The 19484-nt window shown below is 54.2% G+C and carries 21 protein-coding genes; 5 read left to right on the top strand and 16 right to left on the bottom strand.

The features are described 5' to 3' along the window. Window positions 1–162: 162 nt before the first annotated feature. From BZK41_RS15480 to cysD, 10 genes are all read right to left on the bottom strand, one after another. Window positions 163–789, bottom strand: a complete 627-nt coding sequence (locus tag BZK41_RS15480) for a protein-L-isoaspartate(D-aspartate) O-methyltransferase (RefSeq protein ID WP_003034172.1) — start codon at window positions 787–789, stop codon at window positions 163–165. Beyond that, the gene (gene surE, locus BZK41_RS15475) at window positions 783–1544 is read right to left on the bottom strand and encodes a 5'/3'-nucleotidase SurE (protein WP_003825728.1); all 762 of its coding nucleotides are present in this window, start codon (window positions 1542–1544) and stop codon (window positions 783–785) included. The genes BZK41_RS15480 and surE overlap by 7 nt, the downstream gene beginning before the upstream one ends. After that, complete coding sequence (gene truD / locus BZK41_RS15470) at window positions 1525–2574, bottom strand: tRNA pseudouridine(13) synthase TruD (protein WP_079938720.1); 1050 nt, start codon at window positions 2572–2574, stop codon at window positions 1525–1527. The genes surE and truD overlap by 20 nt, the downstream gene beginning before the upstream one ends. Beyond that, on the bottom strand, window positions 2571–3050 hold the full coding sequence (ispF, locus tag BZK41_RS15465) for a 2-C-methyl-D-erythritol 2,4-cyclodiphosphate synthase (RefSeq protein ID WP_003034167.1): 480 nt from the start codon (window positions 3048–3050) through the stop codon (window positions 2571–2573). The genes truD and ispF overlap by 4 nt, the downstream gene beginning before the upstream one ends. A 55-nt stretch (window positions 3051–3105) precedes the next feature. Continuing rightward, on the bottom strand, window positions 3106–3801 hold the full coding sequence (ispD, locus tag BZK41_RS15460) for a 2-C-methyl-D-erythritol 4-phosphate cytidylyltransferase (protein WP_079938719.1): 696 nt from the start codon (window positions 3799–3801) through the stop codon (window positions 3106–3108). An 18-nt stretch (window positions 3802–3819) separates the two neighbouring features. After that, window positions 3820–4131, bottom strand: a complete 312-nt coding sequence (gene ftsB, locus BZK41_RS15455; RefSeq protein WP_003034163.1) for a cell division protein FtsB — start codon at window positions 4129–4131, stop codon at window positions 3820–3822. Between the two features lie 215 nt (window positions 4132–4346). Beyond that, window positions 4347–4670, bottom strand: a complete 324-nt coding sequence (locus BZK41_RS15450; protein WP_079938718.1) for a DUF3561 family protein — start codon at window positions 4668–4670, stop codon at window positions 4347–4349. Window positions 4671–4717: 47 nt separating this feature from the next. Further along, window positions 4718–5323 carry an adenylyl-sulfate kinase gene (gene cysC, locus BZK41_RS15445; RefSeq protein WP_079938717.1) on the bottom strand — a complete coding sequence of 202 codons (606 nt, stop codon included), beginning with the start codon at window positions 5321–5323 and terminating at the stop codon, window positions 4718–4720. Next, entirely contained in the window at window positions 5323–6750 is a 1428-nt protein-coding gene (cysN, locus tag BZK41_RS15440) for a sulfate adenylyltransferase subunit CysN (RefSeq protein ID WP_079938716.1), read from the bottom strand. Before cysN ends, cysC begins: the two co-directional genes overlap by 1 nt. Before the next feature lie 9 nt (window positions 6751–6759). Then, a complete protein-coding gene (cysD, locus tag BZK41_RS15435; RefSeq protein ID WP_003034152.1) occupies window positions 6760–7668 on the bottom strand; it encodes a sulfate adenylyltransferase subunit CysD in 909 nt (302 codons plus the stop codon). Between the two features lie 254 nt (window positions 7669–7922). Here cysD and BZK41_RS15430 point away from each other — a divergent pair, with 254 nt between their 5' ends. Continuing rightward, complete coding sequence (locus BZK41_RS15430; protein WP_079938715.1) at window positions 7923–8966, top strand: aminopeptidase; 1044 nt, start codon at window positions 7923–7925, stop codon at window positions 8964–8966. 45 nt (window positions 8967–9011) lie between these two features. On the opposite strand, the gene cysH is transcribed toward BZK41_RS15430, so the two are convergent. The 3 genes from cysH to cysJ form a co-directional block, all read right to left on the bottom strand. Next, window positions 9012–9746 carry a phosphoadenosine phosphosulfate reductase gene (cysH, locus tag BZK41_RS15425; protein WP_079938714.1) on the bottom strand — a complete coding sequence of 245 codons (735 nt, stop codon included), beginning with the start codon at window positions 9744–9746 and terminating at the stop codon, window positions 9012–9014. 83 nt (window positions 9747–9829) lie between these two features. Next, entirely contained in the window at window positions 9830–11542 is a 1713-nt protein-coding gene (gene cysI, locus BZK41_RS15415; protein ID WP_079938713.1) for an assimilatory sulfite reductase (NADPH) hemoprotein subunit, read from the bottom strand. After that, window positions 11542–13341 (bottom strand): NADPH-dependent assimilatory sulfite reductase flavoprotein subunit, encoded by a 1800-nt coding sequence (gene cysJ / locus BZK41_RS15410; RefSeq protein WP_079938712.1) that lies wholly within the window; start codon window positions 13339–13341, stop codon window positions 11542–11544. Before cysJ ends, cysI begins: the two co-directional genes overlap by 1 nt. Window positions 13342–13771: 430 nt before the next feature. On the opposite strand from cysJ, the gene queD reads away from it, so the two are divergent. The 4 genes from queD to BZK41_RS15390 all read left to right on the top strand — a co-directional run bounded on the left by queD (window position 13772) and on the right by BZK41_RS15390 (window position 16335). Continuing rightward, the gene (gene queD, locus BZK41_RS15405) at window positions 13772–14134 is read left to right on the top strand and encodes a 6-carboxytetrahydropterin synthase QueD (RefSeq protein ID WP_043017394.1); all 363 of its coding nucleotides are present in this window, start codon (window positions 13772–13774) and stop codon (window positions 14132–14134) included. 80 nt (window positions 14135–14214) lie between these two features. Next, window positions 14215–15486: an FAD-dependent oxidoreductase gene (locus BZK41_RS15400; RefSeq protein ID WP_079938711.1), complete on the top strand. Its 1272-nt coding sequence runs from the start codon at window positions 14215–14217 to the stop codon at window positions 15484–15486. Beyond that, the gene (locus BZK41_RS15395; RefSeq protein WP_079938710.1) at window positions 15477–15737 is read left to right on the top strand and encodes a ferredoxin family protein; all 261 of its coding nucleotides are present in this window, start codon (window positions 15477–15479) and stop codon (window positions 15735–15737) included. The genes BZK41_RS15400 and BZK41_RS15395 overlap by 10 nt, the downstream gene beginning before the upstream one ends. Before the next feature lie 22 nt (window positions 15738–15759). Then, window positions 15760–16335, top strand: a complete 576-nt coding sequence (locus tag BZK41_RS15390; protein ID WP_006687043.1) for a glycerol-3-phosphate responsive antiterminator — start codon at window positions 15760–15762, stop codon at window positions 16333–16335. A 100-nt stretch (window positions 16336–16435) separates the two neighbouring features. On the opposite strand, the gene BZK41_RS15385 is transcribed toward BZK41_RS15390, so the two are convergent. Genes BZK41_RS15385 through BZK41_RS15375 form a run of 3 tightly spaced genes read right to left on the bottom strand, consistent with a single transcriptional unit; the run spans window position 16436 to window position 19396 of the window. After that, window positions 16436–17290: an electron transfer flavoprotein subunit alpha/FixB family protein gene (locus BZK41_RS15385; RefSeq protein ID WP_079938709.1), complete on the bottom strand. Its 855-nt coding sequence runs from the start codon at window positions 17288–17290 to the stop codon at window positions 16436–16438. Next, window positions 17287–18069, bottom strand: a complete 783-nt coding sequence (locus BZK41_RS15380; protein ID WP_079938708.1) for an electron transfer flavoprotein subunit beta/FixA family protein — start codon at window positions 18067–18069, stop codon at window positions 17287–17289. Before BZK41_RS15380 ends, BZK41_RS15385 begins: the two co-directional genes overlap by 4 nt. Then, window positions 18047–19396 (bottom strand): MFS transporter, encoded by a 1350-nt coding sequence (locus tag BZK41_RS15375; RefSeq protein WP_249417990.1) that lies wholly within the window; start codon window positions 19394–19396, stop codon window positions 18047–18049. The genes BZK41_RS15380 and BZK41_RS15375 overlap by 23 nt, the downstream gene beginning before the upstream one ends. Window positions 19397–19484: the final 88 nt, after the last annotated feature.

Genomic DNA, 19484 nt, shown 5'->3' with positions numbered 1-19484 from the left:
AATTTGTGGCTTCCCGCGCTCATTTATCCCCCAGGAAAATTTGGTTAAAACCAGTGACGTAATCACCGTGCAAGGCATCGGACTGGGCACTGGAAACGTGACCACGATACGCTTACTAATTCCAGAATATCCAGGAAAACTCCAGGTATTCAGCGCCAGTATCTACGCAAGCTCCCCTTTTACTAAGGGAACGAAACGTACGGCCTCCACGGTATCGATAATAAATTCGCCTCCCCGACGACGCACCCGTTTCAGAAACTGGTGCTCGTCGCCCACGGGTAAGACGAGAATGCCGCCTTCATCCAACTGCATCATCAATGCGGTTGGGATCTCAGGCGGCGCTGCCGTAACAATGATAGCGTCAAACGGGGCTCGCGCTTGCCAGCCCTGCCATCCATCACCGTGACGGGTAGAAACATTATGTAAATCAAGCTGTTTAAGGCGGCGACGCGCCTGCCACTGCAAACCTTTAATGCGCTCAACAGAGCATACATGGTGCACCAGGTGCGCCAGAATCGCCGTTTGGTAGCCAGAGCCGGTACCAATTTCCAGCACCCGGGACTGCGGCGTTAACTCAAGCAGCTCAGTCATCCGCGCAACCATATAGGGCTGCGAAATCGTCTGCCCCTGACCAATCGGCAGGGCAATATTGTCCCAGGCCTTATGTTCAAACGCCTCATCAATGAATTTTTCACGCGGCACGGCGGCAAGTGCATCGAGAACAAGCTCATCTCTGATGCCCTGCGCACGTAATTGTTCAAGAAGAGTGTGTACGCGTCTGCTTACCATTGCGTGTCGGCTCCCACGCTGTCTAACCAGTCAGAAACAACTTCATGCGCGCCATATGCGGTTAAATCGACATGCAGCGGCGTGATGGAAACATAGCCTTCATCGACGGCGGCAAAATCCGTATCCGGTCCGGCGTCGCACTTTTCGCCCGGCGGCCCGATCCAGTACAACGTATTACCGCGCGGGTCCTGCTGTGGGATCACCTGATCCGCAGGATGACGGCTACCGCAGCGGGTGACGCGGATACCTTTAATCTGATCCAGCGGTAAATCCGGCACGTTGATATTCAAAATGCGCCCGGTGCGCAGCGGTTCACGACTCAGCGCCCGTAAGATTCGGCAGGTTACTGCGGCAGCAGTATCGTAGTGTTTATGCCCATCAAGTGAGACCGCCAGCGCAGGGAAGCCCAGGTGACGACCTTCCATCGCCGCCGCAACGGTACCGGAATAGATAACATCATCGCCCAGATTAGGACCTGCGTTAATTCCAGACACGACAATGTCCGGACGCGGACGCATTAATGCGTTCACGCCCAGATAGACGCAATCGGTAGGTGTACCCATTTGTACGGCGATATCACCGTTATCATAGGTGAACGTGCGAAGTGAGGATTCCAGCGTCAGCGAGTTAGACGCGCCACTGCGGTTACGATCCGGGGCAACCACCTGTACGTCAGCAAACTCACGCAGCGCTTTCGCCAGCGTTTGTATACCGGGTGCGTGGACCCCATCATCGTTACTCAGCAATATACGCATAATCACCCATTGTGTTAATAAGTTCCCTTACAACACTGGTGGCGAAGCTACCTGCCGGTAGCCAGAAGCGTAACTCAACGGTTACGTCATCCCACCAGTTCCAGCTTAATTGTTGTGGATACAGCAACATAGCGCGACGCGACGCGTCGACTTTCTCACGCAATAACAGAGACTGCAGCGCGGTTTCATCGGCAATAGCGGCTGCTTCAAACGCCAGCGCGTCGCGCTGAGTTCCCCACTCACCGCTGCCCGGTAATGCCGCTGTAATCATCAATTCTTTATCATCGACGCGACGCTGTAATTCGGTCTGTTCTTCCTGCGTGGCGACAAACCAACTTCCGCGTCCCGACAATTGTAGCGCATCGCCGTCAACAACTTGATTAAAGTCTGTTTTTTTCAAGCGTTCACTGACTATCTGATTAAACAACGCGCTACGGGCCGCCGACAACCAAAAACTGCGTTTATTGCGATCGCGTACCGGCGCATCGCTTTGCGCCCAACGCAGCGCCCCTTGCAGGTTGCTGCCGCCAATACCAAAACGCTGAGCGCCAAAATAATTCGGTACGCCGCGCTCGCTAATCGCCTGCAAACGCGCTTCAACGTCATTTCGCTGGTTTACTTCACGCAGCACCAGCGTAAATTCGTTGCCTTTCAGCGCCCCTAAACGCAGCTTACGCTTGTGGCGCGCGTACTCCAGCACTTTACAGCCTTCAAGCTCAAATTTGCTTAAATCAGGCATCGCATTGCCCGGCACGCGCGCACACAGCCACTGTTCCGTGACCGCATGCTTGTCTTTCTGGCCAGCAAAGCTCACTTCACGGGCGTGAATTTTCAGGAACTTCGCCAGCGCGTCAGCCACAAAACGGGTATTACAGCCGTTTTTCAGGATACGCACCAAAATGTGCTCGCCTTCGCCATCGGGTTCGAAGCCTAAATCTTCGACGACGACAAAGTCTTCCGGATTCGCTTTAAGAACGCCATGGCCCAGTGGTTTGCCATGGAGATACGTCAGATCTTCAAACGCAGTCATTTCGTTGCCTTAATGAGTAACGCCACCGCTTCACAGGCAATCCCTTCCCCACGCCCGGTAAAACCGAGTTTTTCCGTGGTGGTCGCTTTCACGTTAACATCATCCATATGGCAGCCGAGATCTTCGGCAATAAACACGCGCATTTGCGGAATGTGCGGCAGCATCTTCGGCGCCTGAGCAATGATCGTCACATCCACATTACCAAGCGTATAGCCTTTGGCCTGAATACGCCGCCAGGCTTCACGCAATAATTCACGGCTATCTGCACCTTTAAAGGCCGGGTCGGTGTCCGGGAAGAGTTTGCCGATATCCCCCAGCGCAGCCGCGCCCAGCAGAGCATCAGTTAGCGCATGTAACGCCACGTCGCCATCAGAATGCGCCAGCAATCCTTTTTCATACGGGATGCGCACACCACCAATGATAATTGGGCCAACTCCGCCAAAAGCGTGTACGTCGAAACCGTGTCCAATTCGCATTATGCCTTCTCCTGATATACACAGCATCCTCCAGGTAGTCTGAAGAATGATGTATCTAGATAGTTCGGGTCAGATAAAATTCCGCCAGCGCCAGATCTTCCGGACGCGTGACTTTGATGTTGTCAGCGCGTCCTTCGACCAGCTGCGGATGAAAACCGCAATATTCCAGCGCCGAGGCTTCGTCCGTAATGGTTGCGCCTTCGTTTAGCGCACGGGTCAGGCAGTCGTGCAACAGCTCGCGAGGGAAAAATTGCGGCGTTAACGCATGCCATAAATCGGTGCGATCGACCGTATGGGCGATGTCTGTTCGGCCCGGCTCCGCGCGTTTCATCGTGTCGCGCACCGGCGCGGCAAGGATCCCGCCGATGCGGCTGGTTTCACTTATTGCCAGCAAACGGGATAAATCGTCCTGGTGCAGACACGGACGCGCGGCATCATGTACCAGTACCCAACTGGCCTCACCTGCGGCTTGTAAACCGGCAAGGACAGAATCGGCACGCTCGTTGCCTCCATCCACTACGGTAATTTGCGGATGCGCTGCGAGTGGCAGTTGGGCAAAGCGGCTGTCGCCTGGGCTGATAGCGATGACGACTCGCGTCACCCGGGGATGAGCCAGCAGCGCATCAACCGAGTGTTCAAGAATGGTTTTATTGCCAATAGAGAGGTACTGCTTAGGACACTCTGTTTGCATTCGGCGGCCAAACCCGGCAGCCGGCACCACGGCGCAAACGTCCATTAAAGTGGCTGCCATGTTAAATCCCTGGACGGTTTATCGATTGTTTTGCCCTGCAGTCTGAGCGCGTTTAGACGCGTCAGGCACCAGACGATAAAAGGTTTCGCCTGGCTTAGTCATGCTGAGTTCGTTGCGCGCGCGCTCTTCGATAGCCTCTTGCCCGCCATTGAGGTCGTCAATTTCGGCAAAGAGCTGATCGTTACGCGCTTTAAGTTTCGCGTTTGTAGCTTGCTGCGCCGCAACATCATCGTTGACGCGACTATAGTCATGTATGCCGTTCTTACCGAACCACAGCGAATACTGTAGCCAGACTAATAAAGCCAGCAACAGCAACGTTAGTTTACCCATCCTGCCCCCTGAAAAACGGCATCAACATCCCATAAACTCCGCTGACGACTTTACATCAACGAACGGGAATGCCGCGACAACGCGGGCAAATGTACCACATTTGCCCGTTGTTACGTATACCCCATGTAAGGAGAACATAATCTCATTGTTGGTTACGGTTTGAATTATGGCCAGAGAGTGAACAACAGCGACGATCATGTGAAATAGACGTGATCTTAACCTAATAACCATAAAAAAAGTGCGCCAAACATTGCACCAACCACCAGCAGGGAACAGGTAATGCTCAGCAGCAACCGTCCCTTCAATAGCGAATGCAGGGCAATACCCGCCACTATCGCCACGGGCAACAACGCGAGGAAAAAGGGCCAGGTATAGAGGAAGAAAAACAGTGTGTTAGGGCCATACATCAGACACGGGAATCCCAGCGCCAGCAACCATGCGACAAAACCGACCACGGCTCCTGGAAGTGACCAGGTGGTTTCGTCGTCGGCAGCGAAGGTATCTGACTCTGTAATAGTAATGTTATGGCTGTTACGCATATCTAATCCTGTGACCGTGACTGACCGGGCGTGCAAGCTCGGGTGTCTCAGGATCTGATAATATCTTCCTGCCTCAGCAGGTCTAATAATTGGGGAACCAAATTTGTTACCAATTGTTCACCATCAAGATGAATCTCTGGCGATTCAGGCGCTTCGTAAACCGAATCAATTCCAGTGAAATTGCGCAACTCCCCCGCTCGCGCTTTTTTATACAGCCCTTTTGGATCGCGTGCTTCACAGGTTGCCAGTGGCGTATCGACAAAAACCTCAATAAAACGCCCTTCGCCCACGCGCTCGCGAACCATTTGTCGCTCGGCGCGATGCGGGGAGATAAACGCAGTCAACACCACCAGGCCGGCGTCTACCATCAGGTTAGCCACTTCGCCAACCCGACGAATATTCTCCTTGCGATCGGCATCGCTAAAACCGAGATCGCTGCACAGCCCGTGACGCACGTTATCGCCATCCAGCAGATAGGTGCTCACCCCTACCTTATGCAGCGCCTCTTCCAGCGCCCCTGCTACCGTGGATTTACCGGAACCTGACAGCCCGGTAAACCACAGCACAACACCACGATGACCGTGGCGTTGTTCCCGCTGTTGCGGTGTAACAGGATGGGCATGCCAGACGACGTTTTCGTCATGCAGCGCCATTATTTGCCTCCCAGCAGATCGCGCGCACCCCAGTGTGGGAAGTGGCGACGCACCAGTGCATTAAGCTCCAGCTCAAACGCGCTGAACTGAGAAGCGCTGGCGAGCTCCTGGACGATTGGCTCACGCACCAGTCCCGCGCCAACGGTAACGTTGGTCAGGCGATCAATGATAATCAGCCCGCCCGTAACCGGATTCTGCTGATAGGTATCCAGCACCAGCGGCTCATCAAAGGTCAGATTAACCAGACCGATGCCGTTCAGCGGTAGCGCTTCAACGTCACGCTGGGTCAGGTTGTTTATATCGACCTGATATTGCACGCTATCTACGCGTGCGCGGGTCTTCTTGCCTGCGACTTTTATGTCGTAGCTCTGTCCTGGCGACAACGGTTGTTCCGCCATCCACACCACATCAACAGCAGCGCTTTGTACTGTCGGCAGCGTTTCGCCGGCATCAAGTAACAGGTCGCCCCGGCTGATATCGATCTCATCTTTCAGCACCAGGGTGATCGCTTCACCCGCATGCGCTTCCTGTAAATCGCCATCAAAAGTCACGATCCGCGCTACGCTGGACTCAACGCCGGACGGCAGCACTTTGACGCGCTGCCCGACCTTCACGCTACCTGAAGCCAGCGTTCCGGCATAACCGCGGAAATCCAGATTCGGTCGGTTCACATACTGCACCGGGAAGCGCATCGGCTGAGTATCAACAATGCGCTGGATCTCAACGGTTTCCAGCACTTCCAGCAGCGTCGGACCGCTGTACCACGGCATACTGGCGCTTTGCGAAGCCACGTTATCGCCTTCCAGCGCAGAGAGCGGCACAAACCGGATATCCAGGCTGCCCGGCAGTTGTTCAGCAAAAGTAAGATAGTCTTCGCGAATGCGATTAAATGTCTCTTCGCTAAAATCCACCAGATCCATTTTGTTGATCGCCACCACCAGGTGTTTGATCCCAAGCAGCGTGGAGATAAAGCTGTGACGACGCGTCTGATCCAGCACGCCTTTACGCGCATCGATCAATAGGATCGCCAGATCGCAGGTCGAAGCGCCGGTCGCCATGTTACGGGTGTACTGCTCATGCCCGGGAGTGTCCGCAATGATAAATTTACGCTTCTCGGTAGAGAAATAACGGTAAGCCACGTCGATGGTGATGCCCTGCTCGCGCTCGGCCTGCAAGCCGTCAACTAATAACGCCAGATCGAGCTTTTCGCCCTGAGTACCGTGACGTTTACTGTCATTGTGCAGCGATGAAAGCTGATCTTCATAAATCTGACGCGTGTCGTGCAGCAGACGGCCAATCAGGGTGCTTTTCCCATCATCCACGCTACCGCAGGTTAAAAAGCGCAGCAGACTTTTGTGTTGCTGGGCAACCATCCAGGCTTCAACGCCGCCTTCATTAGCAATTTGTTGTGCAAGTGTCGTGTTCATGGCGGCTCCTTAGAAATACCCCTGACGTTTCTTCAGCTCCATGGAGCCCGCCTGGTCGCGGTCAATCACGCGGCCCTGACGTTCACTGGTGGTTGAGACCAGCATCTCTTCGATAATTTCCGGCAGCGTCTGCGCATTCGACTCTACTGCGCCTGTCAGCGGCCAGCAGCCGAGCGTACGGAAACGCACCATGCGTTTTTTAATCACTTCCCCGGGTTGCAGATCGATTCTGTCGTCATCAATCATCATCAGCATGCCGTCGCGTTCCAGCACCGGACGCTCCGCCGCCAGATACAGCGGTACGATGTCGATATTTTCCAGCCAGATGTACTGCCAGATATCCTGTTCGGTCCAGTTGGAGAGCGGGAATACTCGGATGCTTTCGCCTTTGTTAATCTGTCCGTTGTAGTTGTGCCACAGCTCCGGGCGCTGATTTTTCGGGTCCCAGCGATGAAAACGATCGCGGAAGGAGTAAATACGCTCTTTGGCACGCGATTTCTCTTCGTCACGACGAGCACCGCCAAACGCGGCATCGAAACCGTATTTATTCAGCGCCTGCTTCAGCCCTTCGGTTTTCATAATGTCAGTATGCTTGGCGCTGCCGTGGACAAACGGGTTGATGCCCATCGCCACCCCTTCCGGGTTTTTATGCACCAGCAGTTCGCAGCCGTAGGCTTTCGCCGTGCGGTCACGAAACTCGTACATTTCGCTGAATTTCCAGCCAGTATCAACGTGCAGTAATGGGAACGGCAGCGTACCAGGATAAAACGCTTTGCGCGCCAGATGCAGCATTACGCTGGAATCTTTGCCGATGGAATACATCATCACCGGATTAGAAAACTCGGCGGCCACCTCACGAATAATATGGATGCTTTCCGCTTCCAGTTGCCGCAGGTGGGTAAGTCGTTTTTGATCCATAACCGTTCCTATGTAATGCCGTTATATTGCTAACGATGCTCAGATAACCTGACTATAGGGAGGGCAAGGGGACGAATGAAATTACGAATTGGAATGAGTAGTTCCTCAAAGGAATAACGATCCGGAAAAGCAAATATCAAAAAGTGCTTAAGCTACCGGAATTCGGGCATTTAGGAGCAAATGAAATTGTTTTACCTCGATCACGGTTTCATACTAGCGGTTGAAAATTTCTGCTTGGTATTTAAGGACTCATCATGTTTCTCGCATTGCGCCACCTTCTTGCTGCCATGGCACTCGGCGCGTGCTTCATCCTTCCTGCACAGGCAACATCTTCCAAACCTGGAGATATCGCAAATACCCAGGCTCGATATATCGCAACGTTTTTCCCAGGCCGCGTGACGGGATCTCCGGCTGAAATGTTGTCTGCTGATTATATACGTCAGCAATTTCAGCAGATGGGCTACAGCAGTGATATTCGGACGTTTAACAGCCGTTATGTTTATACCGCCAAAGATAACCGTAAAAACTGGCATAACGTAACGGGAAGCACCGTTATTGCTGCACATGAAGGCAAAGCGCCGCAGCAGATTATTATTATGGCGCACCTCGACACCTACGCCGCACAAAGCGACGCCGATTCCGATGCCAATCTGGGCGGATTAACCCTGCAAGGTATCGATGACAACGCCGCAGGTGTTGGCGTGATGCTGGAACTGGCGGAAAAACTCAAAAACGTGCCGATGCAATACGGCATCCGATTTATCGCCACCAGCGGCGAGGAAGAAGGCAAACTGGGCGCGGAGAACATTCTGAAGCGAATGAGCGCCGCCGAGAAGAAAAACACGCTGCTGGTTATCAACCTCGATAACCTGATTGTCGGTGATAAGCTCTATTTCAATAGCGGTAAGAAAACCCCGGAAGCGGTGCGAAAACTGACGCGCGACCGGGCACTGGCTATCGCGCACAGTCGCGGTATCGTTGCCAGCACCAATCCTGGTCTGAACAAAGACTATCCGAAAGGCACTGGATGTTGTAACGATGCAGAGGTCTTCGACAACGCAGGGATTGCCATTCTCTCCGTTGAAGCGACCAACTGGAACCTGGGCAAGAAAGATGGCTATCAACAGCGAGCCAAAAGCGCCTCATTCCCGGCAGGCAACAGCTGGCACGATGTGCGACTGGATAACCAGCAGCATATCGATAAAGCGTTACCGGGCCGGATAGAGCATCGTAGCCGCGACGTGGTACGCATTATGCTGCCGCTGGTAAAAGAACTGGCAAAAGCGGGTAAATCCTGAAGAAGGGGTCCGATAGGGTGTAAATCTTACCGGACCACTTTCCTGTTACCCTTCGTGCAGTCCGCACTCGCGCTTCAATCCGAAGAAGCGCGTCTCTTCTTCCGCCATACCCGGCTCCCATTTGCGGGTGGTGTGGGTATCGCCAACCGACAGATAACCTTGATCCCACAACGGATGGTATTTCAGGCCGTGTTTTTGCAGATACTGGTAAACCGTACGGTTATCCCAGTCGATGATCGGCAGAACTTTAAACACACCGCGCTGGATAGCCAGCACCGGCAAATGCGCACGACTGCCCGATTGCTCACGGCGCAGACCGGCAAACCAGGTTTGCGCGTGCAGATCCTGCAGCGCCCGGTTCATCGGTTCGACTTTGTTGATGTCATTATATTTCTCAATGCCTTCAACGCCCTGCTCCCACAGTTTACCGTAGCGCGCTTCCTGCCAGGCCGCACTTTCCTTTGCCCGGTAGACTTGCAGATTAAGCTTGAGCTTGTCCGTTAATTCATCAATAAACTGGTAGGTTTCCGGGAACAGATAACCGGTATCGGTGAGGATCACCGGGATATCCGGGCGAATCTGATTTACCAGGTGCAGGCTCACTGCCGCCTGGATACCAAAGCTTGATGACAGTACATATTCACCAGGCAGGTTTTCCAGCGCCCACGCCACGCGATCCTCGGCGCTCAATTTTTCCAGTTGGTCGTTGGTTTGCGCCAACGCCATAACGCGTTCAACTTTCGGCAGTTCGTTCAACGCGTTGAGATCGAGTTTGGACATAAGTTCCTCACTGTTTGCCTTGCCTGATGGCGCTACGCTTATCAGGCCTAGAAATTCAGTAGACCCGATAAGTCAGTTTCACATTATTCCCAGAAATCACGCGCAGGATCGAGCACCGGGCGAATGATGCCCGCACGCACCGTAAAGTCACCGAAGCCTTCACCCGCTTCGCGCTCTTTCGCCCAGCGCCCAATCAGTTCATCCAGCGATGCCAGAATTTCCGGCTCGGTGATGTTCTCTTTAAACATCCGGGGAATGCGAGTTCCAATACGGTTGCCCCCTAAATGGAGGTTGTAACGTCCGGGTGCTTTCCCCACCAGGCCAACTTCCGCCAGCATCGCACGACCGCAACCGTTCGGGCAGCCGGTCACTCGCATGACAATGTTTTCATCACTCAGGCTGTGTTTCGCCATCAGCGTATCGATATTGTCGATAAATGTTGGCAGGAAACGCTCGGCTTCCGCCATCGCCAGCGGACAGGTTGGGAACGAGACGCAGGCCATCGAGTTTTCACGCTGCGGAGTCACCGCATTCATTAAGCCACTCTTCTGCGCAATCTTCTCGATCTTCGCCTTTTCACTCTCAGGAACACCAGCAATGATCAGGTTCTGGTTCGCGGTAATGCGGAAATCCCCTTTGTGGATCTTCGCGATCTCCAGCAGACCGGTTTTCAGCGGGCGGCCCGGATAATCCAGGATACGGCCGTTTTCAATAAACAGCGTCAGGTGCCAGTTATTGTCGATCCCTTTCACCCAGCCGATACGATCGCCGCGACCGGTGAACTCGTACGGACGGATCGGCTCAAACTTGATCCCCGCCCGGCGCTCAACTTCAGCTTTAAAGGTCTCAACGCCCACGCGTTCCAACGTGTATTTGGTTTTGGCGTTTTTACGATCGGTACGGTTACCCCAGTCACGCTGCGTCGTCACCACCGCTTCCGCCACGGCCAGCGTATGCTCAAGCGGCAGATAACCAAACTCGCTTGCCGTACGGGCGTAAGTTTTCTTATTGCCATGCTCGATGGACAAACCACCGCCTACCAGCAGGTTAAAGCCCACCAGCTTGCCGTTTTCAGCAACCGCGACGAAGTTCATGTCGTTGGCGTGCAGATCGATGTCGTTCTGCGGCGGGATCACGACCGTGGTTTTAAACTTACGCGGCAGATAGGTTTGACCGAGGATCGGCTCTTCGTCAGTGGTCGCGACTTTTTCCTGATCGAGCCAGATCTCTGCATAGGCGCGGGTACGCGGCAGCAGATGTTCGGAGATCTTTTTCGCCCACTCGTAGGCTTCCGCGTGCAGCTCAGACTCATACGGGTTGGAGGTGCACAGCACGTTACGGTTCATATCGTTGGCGGTCGCCAGCGCGTCCAGGCCGACGGAGTGCAGCATCTGGTGTACTGGCTTAACGTTCTTCTTCAGAATGCCATGAAACTGGAAGGTCTGACGGTTGGTCAGACGAATGCTGCCGTATATGGTGTTGTCATGGGCGAACTTGTCGATCGCCTGCCACTGTTTGGTGGTGATCACCCCACCCGGCAGACGACAGCGCAGCAGCATCGCGTGACGCGGCTCCAGCTTTTGCTCGGCACGTTCGGCGCGGATATCGCGGTCGTCCTGCTGGTACATACCGTGAAAACGGATCAACAGGAAGTTGTCGCCTTTGAAGCCGCCGGTCAGGCCGTCATTTAAATCTTCGGCAATAGTACCGCGCAGGTAGTTGCTCTCAACCTTCATGCGCTCGGCATCAGTCAGTTTGCCTTCGACCACCAATGGTCCAGGATGTTTTTCGCTCATTAGTAGACATCTCGCTGATAACGGCGCTCAATGCGCAGCTCACTTAAAAATTCATCCGCCGCTTCGATATCCATACCACCGAATTCGGCAATCACTTCCAACAAAGCCTGCTCAACGTCTTTCGCCATGCGATTGGCGTCGCCGCAGACATAAATGTGCGCACCGTCGTTAATCCAGCGCCACAGTTCCGCGCCTTGTTGGCGCAGTTTATCTTGTACGTAGACTTTTTCTTTTTGATCGCGGGACCAGGCGAGATCGATACGGCTCAGTACGCCCTCTTTGACGTAACGCTGCCATTCCACCTGATACAGGAAATCTTCGGTAAAGTGTGGGTTACCAAAAAACAGCCAGTTTTTGCCTTCGGCTCCGTCAGCCGCACGCTGCTGCATGAATGCACGGAACGGCGCAATCCCCGTACCCGGTCCAATCATAATTACCGGCGTCTGCGGGTTCGCCGGCAGACGGAAGTTGTCGTTGTGTTCAATGAACACGCGAACTTCACCTTCTTCTTCCACGCGGTCGGCGAGGAAACTGGAAGCACCGCCAGCACGGGCACGACCTTCTATCTCATAACGCACCACGCCCACGGTGACGTGCACTTCGCTTTCCACCTCCGCCTGGGAAGAAGCAATGGAGTACAAACGCGGCGTCAGCGGACGCAGAAGATCAACTAACGCCTGAGCATCCAGTTGCGCCGGAGAGAAGCGCACCATATCGACGATAGGCGTGGTTGCGGCGTAATGCTGCAACTGCGCTTTGTCACCCACAAGCGGCAGCAGAGTTTCGCTACGGGTCAAGGTGGCATAGTTTTCTACGATATTGCCGGTGTTAACCGTCAGCTCGAAATGCCACTGTAACGCTTCAGCGAGTGACAGAGTTTTGCCGTCAACCGTGACCGGTTCATCACCTTTCAGCCACAACAGTTCCACCAGCTCTTTGACCAGCGCCGGGTCATTCTGATACCAGACGCCAAGCGCATCGCCCGGCTGATAACGCAGGCCGGAATCGCCTAAATCAATTTCAATATGGCGCACGTCTTTTTCAGAGTCGCGGCCGGTAATTTTCTGATTCACCGCAAGCGACGCCGTCAGTGGCGCTTCTTTGGTGTATGGGCTGGAGTGTACTTCGTTTACCGCACCGCTCGCGGCCACTTGCACAGATGGTGCCGCAGGCGCTCGCGCTTTCAGGACATCAACCAGACGGGCACGCCACTGCGCAGCCGCGGCCTGGTATTCAACGTCGGCATCTACACGATCGAGCAGACGTTCACCGCCCAACTCAGCCAATTTGGTATCAAAGTCTTTTCCTGCCTGACAGAAAAACTCATAAGAGGTATCGCCAAGACCAAACACGGCAAAAGCGGTGTTATCAAGCTTCGGCGCTTTTTTCGAGAACATGAATTTATGCAACGCCACGGCTTCTTCCGCCGGTTCACCTTCGCCTTGCGTCGACGCCACCACGATCAGCAGTTTTTCATTGGCGATTTGTTTGAATTTATAGTCGCCAGCGTTGATGAGAGTGACGTTGAGCTTCGCGGCAATCAGATCATCGCGCAGGGCTTCCGCCACACGACGCGCATTACCGGTTTGCGAGGCGGAGATAAGCGTAATGCCAGGCATTTCAGCGACAGGCGCAGGCGCCACCGCATTGCTGCCAGGCTGCTGATTCAGCACGCCCCAAAAATAGCCAGAAACCCACGCAAGCTGTGCGGGAGTGAAATCGGTCGTGGCCGCCTGAAGGCGTGCCAGTTGCTCCGGGTTTAACGGTAGCAAAGCGGAAGGTGGGGCCTGTGTCGTCATGCGTTGTCATGTTCCAGTAAGCAAAGCGGATTTCAGCAATAAAACCCAAACTGAAGATAAGGTTAACGGCGGGGATAGTAACAATTAAAGAAGGGATAGAAATAACAAATAACCAAATGAACTAACCTGTTTTAGTTATAGTTATTAACAGCAAAACAGATTATATAAGCATTTGATATATAAATAATTAATCAATATTGATTGTATGAATATGTAGCTTTGGTGCTGAGCATCCTTTTATACACTAAATAATTTAAGAGGCATCGAGGCGGCAACTGATCAAGTCCCCGGGAGCTTACATGAGTAAGTGACTGGGGCGTGCAAAGGTTGCCAACAAAGAAGCAGCTTAAAGAATGACGTGTATAACTAATGATAAAATTTGCTCTTTACGGTACCCTACCGCGTTTTTTCGCATTCTTGAGAGTAAATAATGTCCACCACCTTGTTTAAAGATTTCACCTTCGAAGCCGCTCACCGCCTGCCGCATGTACCGGAAGGGCATAAGTGTGGCCGTCTGCATGGTCACTCATTTATGGTGCGTCTTGAAATTACCGGTGAAGTCGATCCTCATACCGGTTGGATTATGGATTTTTCTGAGTTAAAAGCAGCGTTTAAACCGACGTACGACAGGCTTGATCACTACTATCTGAACGATATTCCAGGCTTAGAAAACCCAACCAGCGAAGTGCTGGCAAAATGGATTTGGGATCAGGTTAAACCGGTTGTCCCACTGCTGAGTGCCGTAATGGTGAAAGAGACCTGCACAGCGGGCTGCGTGTACCGCGGCGAGTGATTATAGCGTTTGTGTCGGCGGTCAATTTTCCTTAAATAACGCCATGCTAGCTTATGCGTTCTGGATACCTGGGGCGCAATATGGCTGACGACTTTGATATTATTATCATCGGTGCAGGGATAGCTGGCACCGCTTGTGCTTTACGCTGCGTACGAGCAGGGCTTTCGGTCCTACTGCTTGAACGCGGTGAACTCCCCGGCAGTAAAAATCTTTCCGGTGGGCGTCTGTATTGTCATGCGCTTGCCGAACTTCTTCCTCATTTTCAACAATCTGCTCCGCTTGAACGCCGTATTACCCAGGAAAGTCTGGCCCTGCTGACCGCCGAAGGCGCAACGACATATTCCAGCCTCCAGCCCAACGGCGACTCCTGGAGCTTGCTGCGTGCCCGCTTCGATCCGTGGTTTGTGGGCCTGGCCGAAGCCGAAGGCGTCCAGTGTATTACCGGGGCGACGGTTGAGGCGCTGTATAACGAAAATGGTCGGGTCTGCGGCGTCATTTGCGATAATGAAATCCTGCGCGCCCGCTACGTCGTGCTGGCGGAAGGTGCCAATAGCGAACTGGCGGAGCGTCACGGTTTACTCCCCCGTCCATCTCCTTCATCGATGGCGTTGGGCATCAAAGCCGTCCTGGCGCTGGAGAAAAAAACGCTGGAGGATCGCTTCCACCTGGAAGGTAGCGAGGGAGCGGCGATGCTCTTCACTGGCGGCGTCTGTGGGGATCTACCCGGCGGCGCGTTCCTCTATACCAATCAGGATACGCTCTCATTCGGCATTGTTTGCCCGCTCTCCTCGCTGGGAAAAGGCGCGGCTCCGGCCTCTGAACTGCTAGAGAATCTCAAATCACATCCAGCCCTGCGCCCTTTGCTACGTGGGAGCGAAACGCTGGAGTATGGTGCACATTTGGTGCCCGAAGGCGGTCTGCATAGCATGCCCGTGCAGTACGGCGGAGACGGCTGGCTGCTGGTTGGCGATGCACTACGCACCTGTATTAATACCGGCTTTACCGTGCGCGGAATGGATATGGCGCTCATCGGCGCACAGGCGGCAGCGCAAACCTTGGTTCGAGCCTGTCAGCAAACCGCTCCACAGAACCTGTTTGCGCAGTATCATCAGGATATTGAGCGCAGCGTGCTATGGGAGATTCTCCAGCGCTACCAGCATTTGCCCGCGTTGCTGCAACGCCCCGGCTGGTATCGCCAGTGGCCTGCGCTGATGGATGATATCTCCCGCGAACTGTGGCGGCAGGGTGAGTGCCCGGTTCCGCCGCTGCGCCAGATAGTCTGGCGTCATCTTCGTCGTCACGGCCTGCGCCATCTGGCAGGCGATTTAGTCAGGAGTTTACGATGTCTGTAGCCCGCAACATCTGGCGTCCCGCCAACAGACCACATATTGTTCCGTCCGCCTCACCGACTCCAGAAATCGCCGAGTTACTGATTCAATCCTGCCCCGCAGGGCTTTTCTCACGTACGGCGGAAGGCGAACTACGAATTGACTACCGGGGCTGTCTGGAGTGCGGCACCTGCCGGTTGTTATGCGATGAGGCAACGCTGAAAGAATGGCACTATCCTGAGTCCGGATTTGGTATTACATTCCGTTTTGGATAAATAAGAATGAAAAGGATACACCATGCCCCTGCTACACCTGCTACGACAAAATCCGGTCATTGCGGCCGTTAAAGATAACGCCAGCCTGCAGTTGGCCATTGATTCCGAATGCCAGTTTATCTCCGTGCTGTACGGCAATATCTGCACCATCAGCAACATCGTCAAGAAAATCAAAAACGCCGGTAAATATGCGTTTATTCATGTCGACCTGCTGGAGGGCGCTTCCAATAAAGAGGTTGTTATTCAGTTTCTGAAGCTGGTTACCGAGGCAGATGGCATTATCAGCACCAAAGCACCGATGCTAAAGGCAGCAAGAGCGGAAGGATTCTTCTGCATTCATCGCTTGTTTATCGTCGACTCTATCTCTTTTCACAATATTGATAAGCAGGTAGCGCAGTCTAATCCTGACTGTATTGAAATTCTTCCGGGCTGTATGCCGAAAGTCCTGGGATGGGTGACGGAGAAAATTCGCCAGCCGCTCATTGCCGGGGGACTGGTCTGCGACGAAGAAGATGCACGTAATGCGATGAAAGCTGGCGTTGCGGCCCTTTCAACCACTAACACCACCGTCTGGAAATTAGCGAAGCAGCTTAATTAATCAGTTGAATACCGTTGTGCCCGGTGGCGGCTGACGCCTTACCGGGCCTACAAACCGCACAAATCCGTAGATCGGATAAGGCGTTAGCCGCCATCCAGCATTATGAATCCGCACAGACTACCAGCGCTTCAAGTATTGCAGGCCAGTCATCCACAATACCGACATCAGCCTGCGTAAATACCGGCGTGCTGCCGTCATGATTAATCGCCACGATAAACCGGCTATCCCTGACCCCCACCATCAGCGCCGCCGCCCCAGATGCCCCCGCAACAATACAAACATCCGGAGCCAGCAGATGGCCTGAGATACCAATCAGGCGTTCAGCATCATAGCCGCCGTTCATCACCCGCGCACGGCTGAAGCCAACTTCCGCCCCCAGACTGTGCGCCAGCGCCGCTATTTGATTGGCATCAATGCCCTCTCCACCTTGCCCGACAACCAGCACCTGCTTCGCCTCCTGCAAAGGATGGGCACCCGAATGTTCGACACGCTCAACGCTGATTAGCCAATCGGGTAATACCGCTGGCGTAATGTGACGTGTCGCCATATCGGCAGGAAATTCGATAGACGTATTACCGTTCGGTTGGCGCGCCAGTGACAGGCAAAGCGGCCGGGCCGCCACCTCCAGCGTCGCAATCAGCGCATTGCCCCAGTGAGACTTCGTCACTCTCTCCTCTTGCGTATTCACTGATAGCACCTGACACACGCTACCGCCCTGCAAACGCGAGGCCAGCCTTGTTGCCAGCTCATCGCCCAACATACCCGCCGGAAATATCAACATATCGACCGGCGTCTGCCGCCACTGGCTGACCAGTGTATCAAGAACCTGTTCTGCCACCTCCGGTTCGGCATCGATAATCCAGCGCTCCAGTTCTGCCGGCGCGAGGCTGGCAGTCGCCAGCCAGTGGCTCATCGCGGCACTCTCACCAACAGTCACCACCATCGCTATCTTCATGGCTGCATCCTCTGGCGTAGATAGTTCTCCCATAGGTTTCTGGCTTTCTCCTGCGACGTTGCCCCTTCGATAATCTCCGCACAGCGCCGTTGTTCCGGGCGAGTCAAGCGCAAACACTGAACCGCAGGCGTCGCCTCAACGGTCACCGCCTGGCGCACAACCTCCGCCTTTGCCGCGGCCAGGCGCTGGCGCATACCAGGAACCGGGAGCGCCACTTCGCCACACTGCCTGACGGCAATCACCGCAGGCAGACGTACCCGACAGCGGCGAATACCGGATGTCGTTCGCTGCTCGACGACAACGAAAGGTGGTTCAAGGGTGAAACGTTCGACCTGGGTTAAACAGGGCCAGTTCAGCTTTTCCGCCAGCAAAAACGGCGTTTGCCCATTCTGCCCCTCGCTGCTCTGACAGCCGGTGACAATCAGTTCCACACCGTGGCTACGCTGCCAGTCAGCAAGCTGCCCGGCAATAAACGACGGCGAAAATCGCAGGTCTCCAGCTACCTCCAACAACACCTGCCGCTCAAATCCTAATGCAGCAAAGTAGCGCAACCAGTGCAGCGCACGCTCATCACCAATGCTTAATGCGGTCAAAGTCATCTCGCTGGCCGCACCACGTTGTGCCAGCAGCAGCGCTGCGGCGGCCTGCTCATCGGCACCGATAGCACTGCGCAATAGCAAAACATCCGGTCCGCAGGTACCCAACGTGGCAGTCTGCCAATCCTTTTCTGCCAGCATGCTGGCATCAGGCTCCGGCTTAAACGCCAATAGAATGTTCATTTTTACCTCCTTGTCTTTGGTCACCGCTTCCGGCTGCCACCAGCGGCAGCGCTTTGGTCTCCGGTGCCCATAGCCATGTCACCACGAAGCCAATGAGCAAAACCCCAGCCAATAGCAGCAGAGTCACCGTCATCCCCCATTGCGCCAGAGTCCAGGGTAGCAAGCCTGTACTGATTGCGGCGCCGAGTCGGCTCATGGAGGTGGCGAACCCCACACCCAGCGAGCGAATATCCGTGGGAAAGCTTTCCGCTGGTAAGACCCCCACGAGGTTGCTGACCGCCGAAATAGTGGTGCTAAATAAGACGAAAAGCAGCAGCGTCCAATGGCTACCGGATGGCAAACTGGCCAGCATGATTAATGTCGCTGCGAGCAGTAAAAAGCTACCGAGCAGGAAATGTCGATGGGACAACAGGTGGGTTAATACCAGGCCCAGCAGCGCACCAACAATGAGCAGTGCATTCAGTAACAGGCTGGCAGTTAGCGCATCTTCAAGGCCAATGGTTTCGGCAATCGTCGGCAGCCAGGTGTAGATAACAAACCAGGGGATAACGAGGCAAACAAAGAACGTGCTATTAAAGGCCGTACGCCGCCAGTAGCGTGATGAGAATAAGGTTCTGATATGTTTATTCGTCTCTTTCGTTACCTCGTCGCCCAGTTGTACGTGCATACCAAAACAACGGTGTACCACGGCATGGGCCTCAGTGAATCGCCCCTGGCGCATCAGCCAGCGCGGCGATTCTGGCGTTCCCCAGCGCAGCAGCGTAATGAATAGCGCTGGTAGAGCAGACGATGCCAGCAGCCAGCGCCAGGCATCCGGGTTTTCGCTTATAAAATGATGACCAACAAGGCTTGCCAGCACGTAACCAACTGTCCATACCACGCTAAATGCGCCGAGTAGAACCCCCCTGTGTCGGCGCGGAGAGAACTCGGCCAGCAGGGTGTGGCCCACGGAGTAATCCCCGCCGAGGCCAATCCCTATCAGGATCCGCAAACCAATCAACTGTTCAGGCGAGGTGGCAAAAAACTGCAGAAACGAAGCAACGGTAATCAGCACAAAGCTGAAGTTGAAAATTTTCTGGCGGCCAATGTGATCCGAAACCCATCCCAGAATCAGGCTGCCAATAAAAAGCCCCAATAGCGCGGCACCGCCGATCATACCGGCCATAAAAGGCGTCAGTTGCATGGCGGGGGTGAGCTGAATAATGGCATAACCGATGACGCCCAGGACATAGCCATCAACAAGATGTGCACCGAAAGTCAGCGCGGCAATGCGGCAGTGAAAACCGTTAAGCGGTAAATCGTCCATTCGCACCGGTGAAGTGTTCATTTCTACCCCTTCATGGTCCGGTAAAAGCGGCTTCCCGGTTGAGAGGCCGTATTGTGATTCAGGCTACGCAAAGCACCTGCGTAACCCG

This window comes from Citrobacter sp. A316 (genome assembly GCF_002042945.1).
GTDB classification, from domain to species: Bacteria; Pseudomonadota; Gammaproteobacteria; order Enterobacterales; family Enterobacteriaceae; genus Citrobacter; species Citrobacter portucalensis.
The sequence above is the reverse complement of the archived record's forward strand: the minus strand, read 5'-3'. Positions and strand labels throughout refer to the sequence as shown.

Excerpts from the sequence above, each read along its gene's own strand:
- BZK41_RS15480 (WP_003034172.1), bottom strand. The coding sequence starts at position 789 with ATGGTAAGCAGACGCGTACACACTCTTCTTGAACAATTACGTGCGCAG.
- surE (WP_003825728.1), bottom strand. The coding sequence starts at position 1,544 with ATGCGTATATTGCTGAGTAACGATGATGGGGTCCACGCACCCGGTATA.
- truD (WP_079938720.1), bottom strand. The coding sequence starts at position 2,574 with ATGACTGCGTTTGAAGATCTGACGTATCTCCATGGCAAACCACTGGGC.
- ispF (WP_003034167.1), bottom strand. The coding sequence starts at position 3,050 with ATGCGAATTGGACACGGTTTCGACGTACACGCTTTTGGCGGAGTTGGC.
- ispD (WP_079938719.1), bottom strand. The coding sequence starts at position 3,801 with ATGGCAGCCACTTTAATGGACGTTTGCGCCGTGGTGCCGGCTGCCGGG.
- ftsB (WP_003034163.1), bottom strand. The coding sequence starts at position 4,131 with ATGGGTAAACTAACGTTGCTGTTGCTGGCTTTATTAGTCTGGCTACAG.
- BZK41_RS15450 (WP_079938718.1), bottom strand. The coding sequence starts at position 4,670 with ATGCGTAACAGCCATAACATTACTATTACAGAGTCAGATACCTTCGCT.
- cysC (WP_079938717.1), bottom strand. The coding sequence starts at position 5,323 with ATGGCGCTGCATGACGAAAACGTCGTCTGGCATGCCCATCCTGTTACA.
- cysN (WP_079938716.1), bottom strand. The coding sequence starts at position 6,750 with ATGAACACGACACTTGCACAACAAATTGCTAATGAAGGCGGCGTTGAA.
- cysD (WP_003034152.1), bottom strand. The coding sequence starts at position 7,668 with ATGGATCAAAAACGACTTACCCACCTGCGGCAACTGGAAGCGGAAAGC.
- BZK41_RS15430 (WP_079938715.1), top strand. The coding sequence starts at position 7,923 with ATGTTTCTCGCATTGCGCCACCTTCTTGCTGCCATGGCACTCGGCGCG.
- cysH (WP_079938714.1), bottom strand. The coding sequence starts at position 9,746 with ATGTCCAAACTCGATCTCAACGCGTTGAACGAACTGCCGAAAGTTGAA.
- cysI (WP_079938713.1), bottom strand. The coding sequence starts at position 11,542 with ATGAGCGAAAAACATCCTGGACCATTGGTGGTCGAAGGCAAACTGACT.
- cysJ (WP_079938712.1), bottom strand. The coding sequence starts at position 13,341 with ATGACGACACAGGCCCCACCTTCCGCTTTGCTACCGTTAAACCCGGAG.
- queD (WP_043017394.1), top strand. The coding sequence starts at position 13,772 with ATGTCCACCACCTTGTTTAAAGATTTCACCTTCGAAGCCGCTCACCGC.
- BZK41_RS15400 (WP_079938711.1), top strand. The coding sequence starts at position 14,215 with ATGGCTGACGACTTTGATATTATTATCATCGGTGCAGGGATAGCTGGC.
- BZK41_RS15395 (WP_079938710.1), top strand. The coding sequence starts at position 15,477 with ATGTCTGTAGCCCGCAACATCTGGCGTCCCGCCAACAGACCACATATT.
- BZK41_RS15390 (WP_006687043.1), top strand. The coding sequence starts at position 15,760 with ATGCCCCTGCTACACCTGCTACGACAAAATCCGGTCATTGCGGCCGTT.
- BZK41_RS15385 (WP_079938709.1), bottom strand. The coding sequence starts at position 17,290 with ATGAAGATAGCGATGGTGGTGACTGTTGGTGAGAGTGCCGCGATGAGC.
- BZK41_RS15380 (WP_079938708.1), bottom strand. The coding sequence starts at position 18,069 with ATGAACATTCTATTGGCGTTTAAGCCGGAGCCTGATGCCAGCATGCTG.
- BZK41_RS15375 (WP_249417990.1), bottom strand. The coding sequence starts at position 19,396 with ATGAACACTTCACCGGTGCGAATGGACGATTTACCGCTTAACGGTTTT.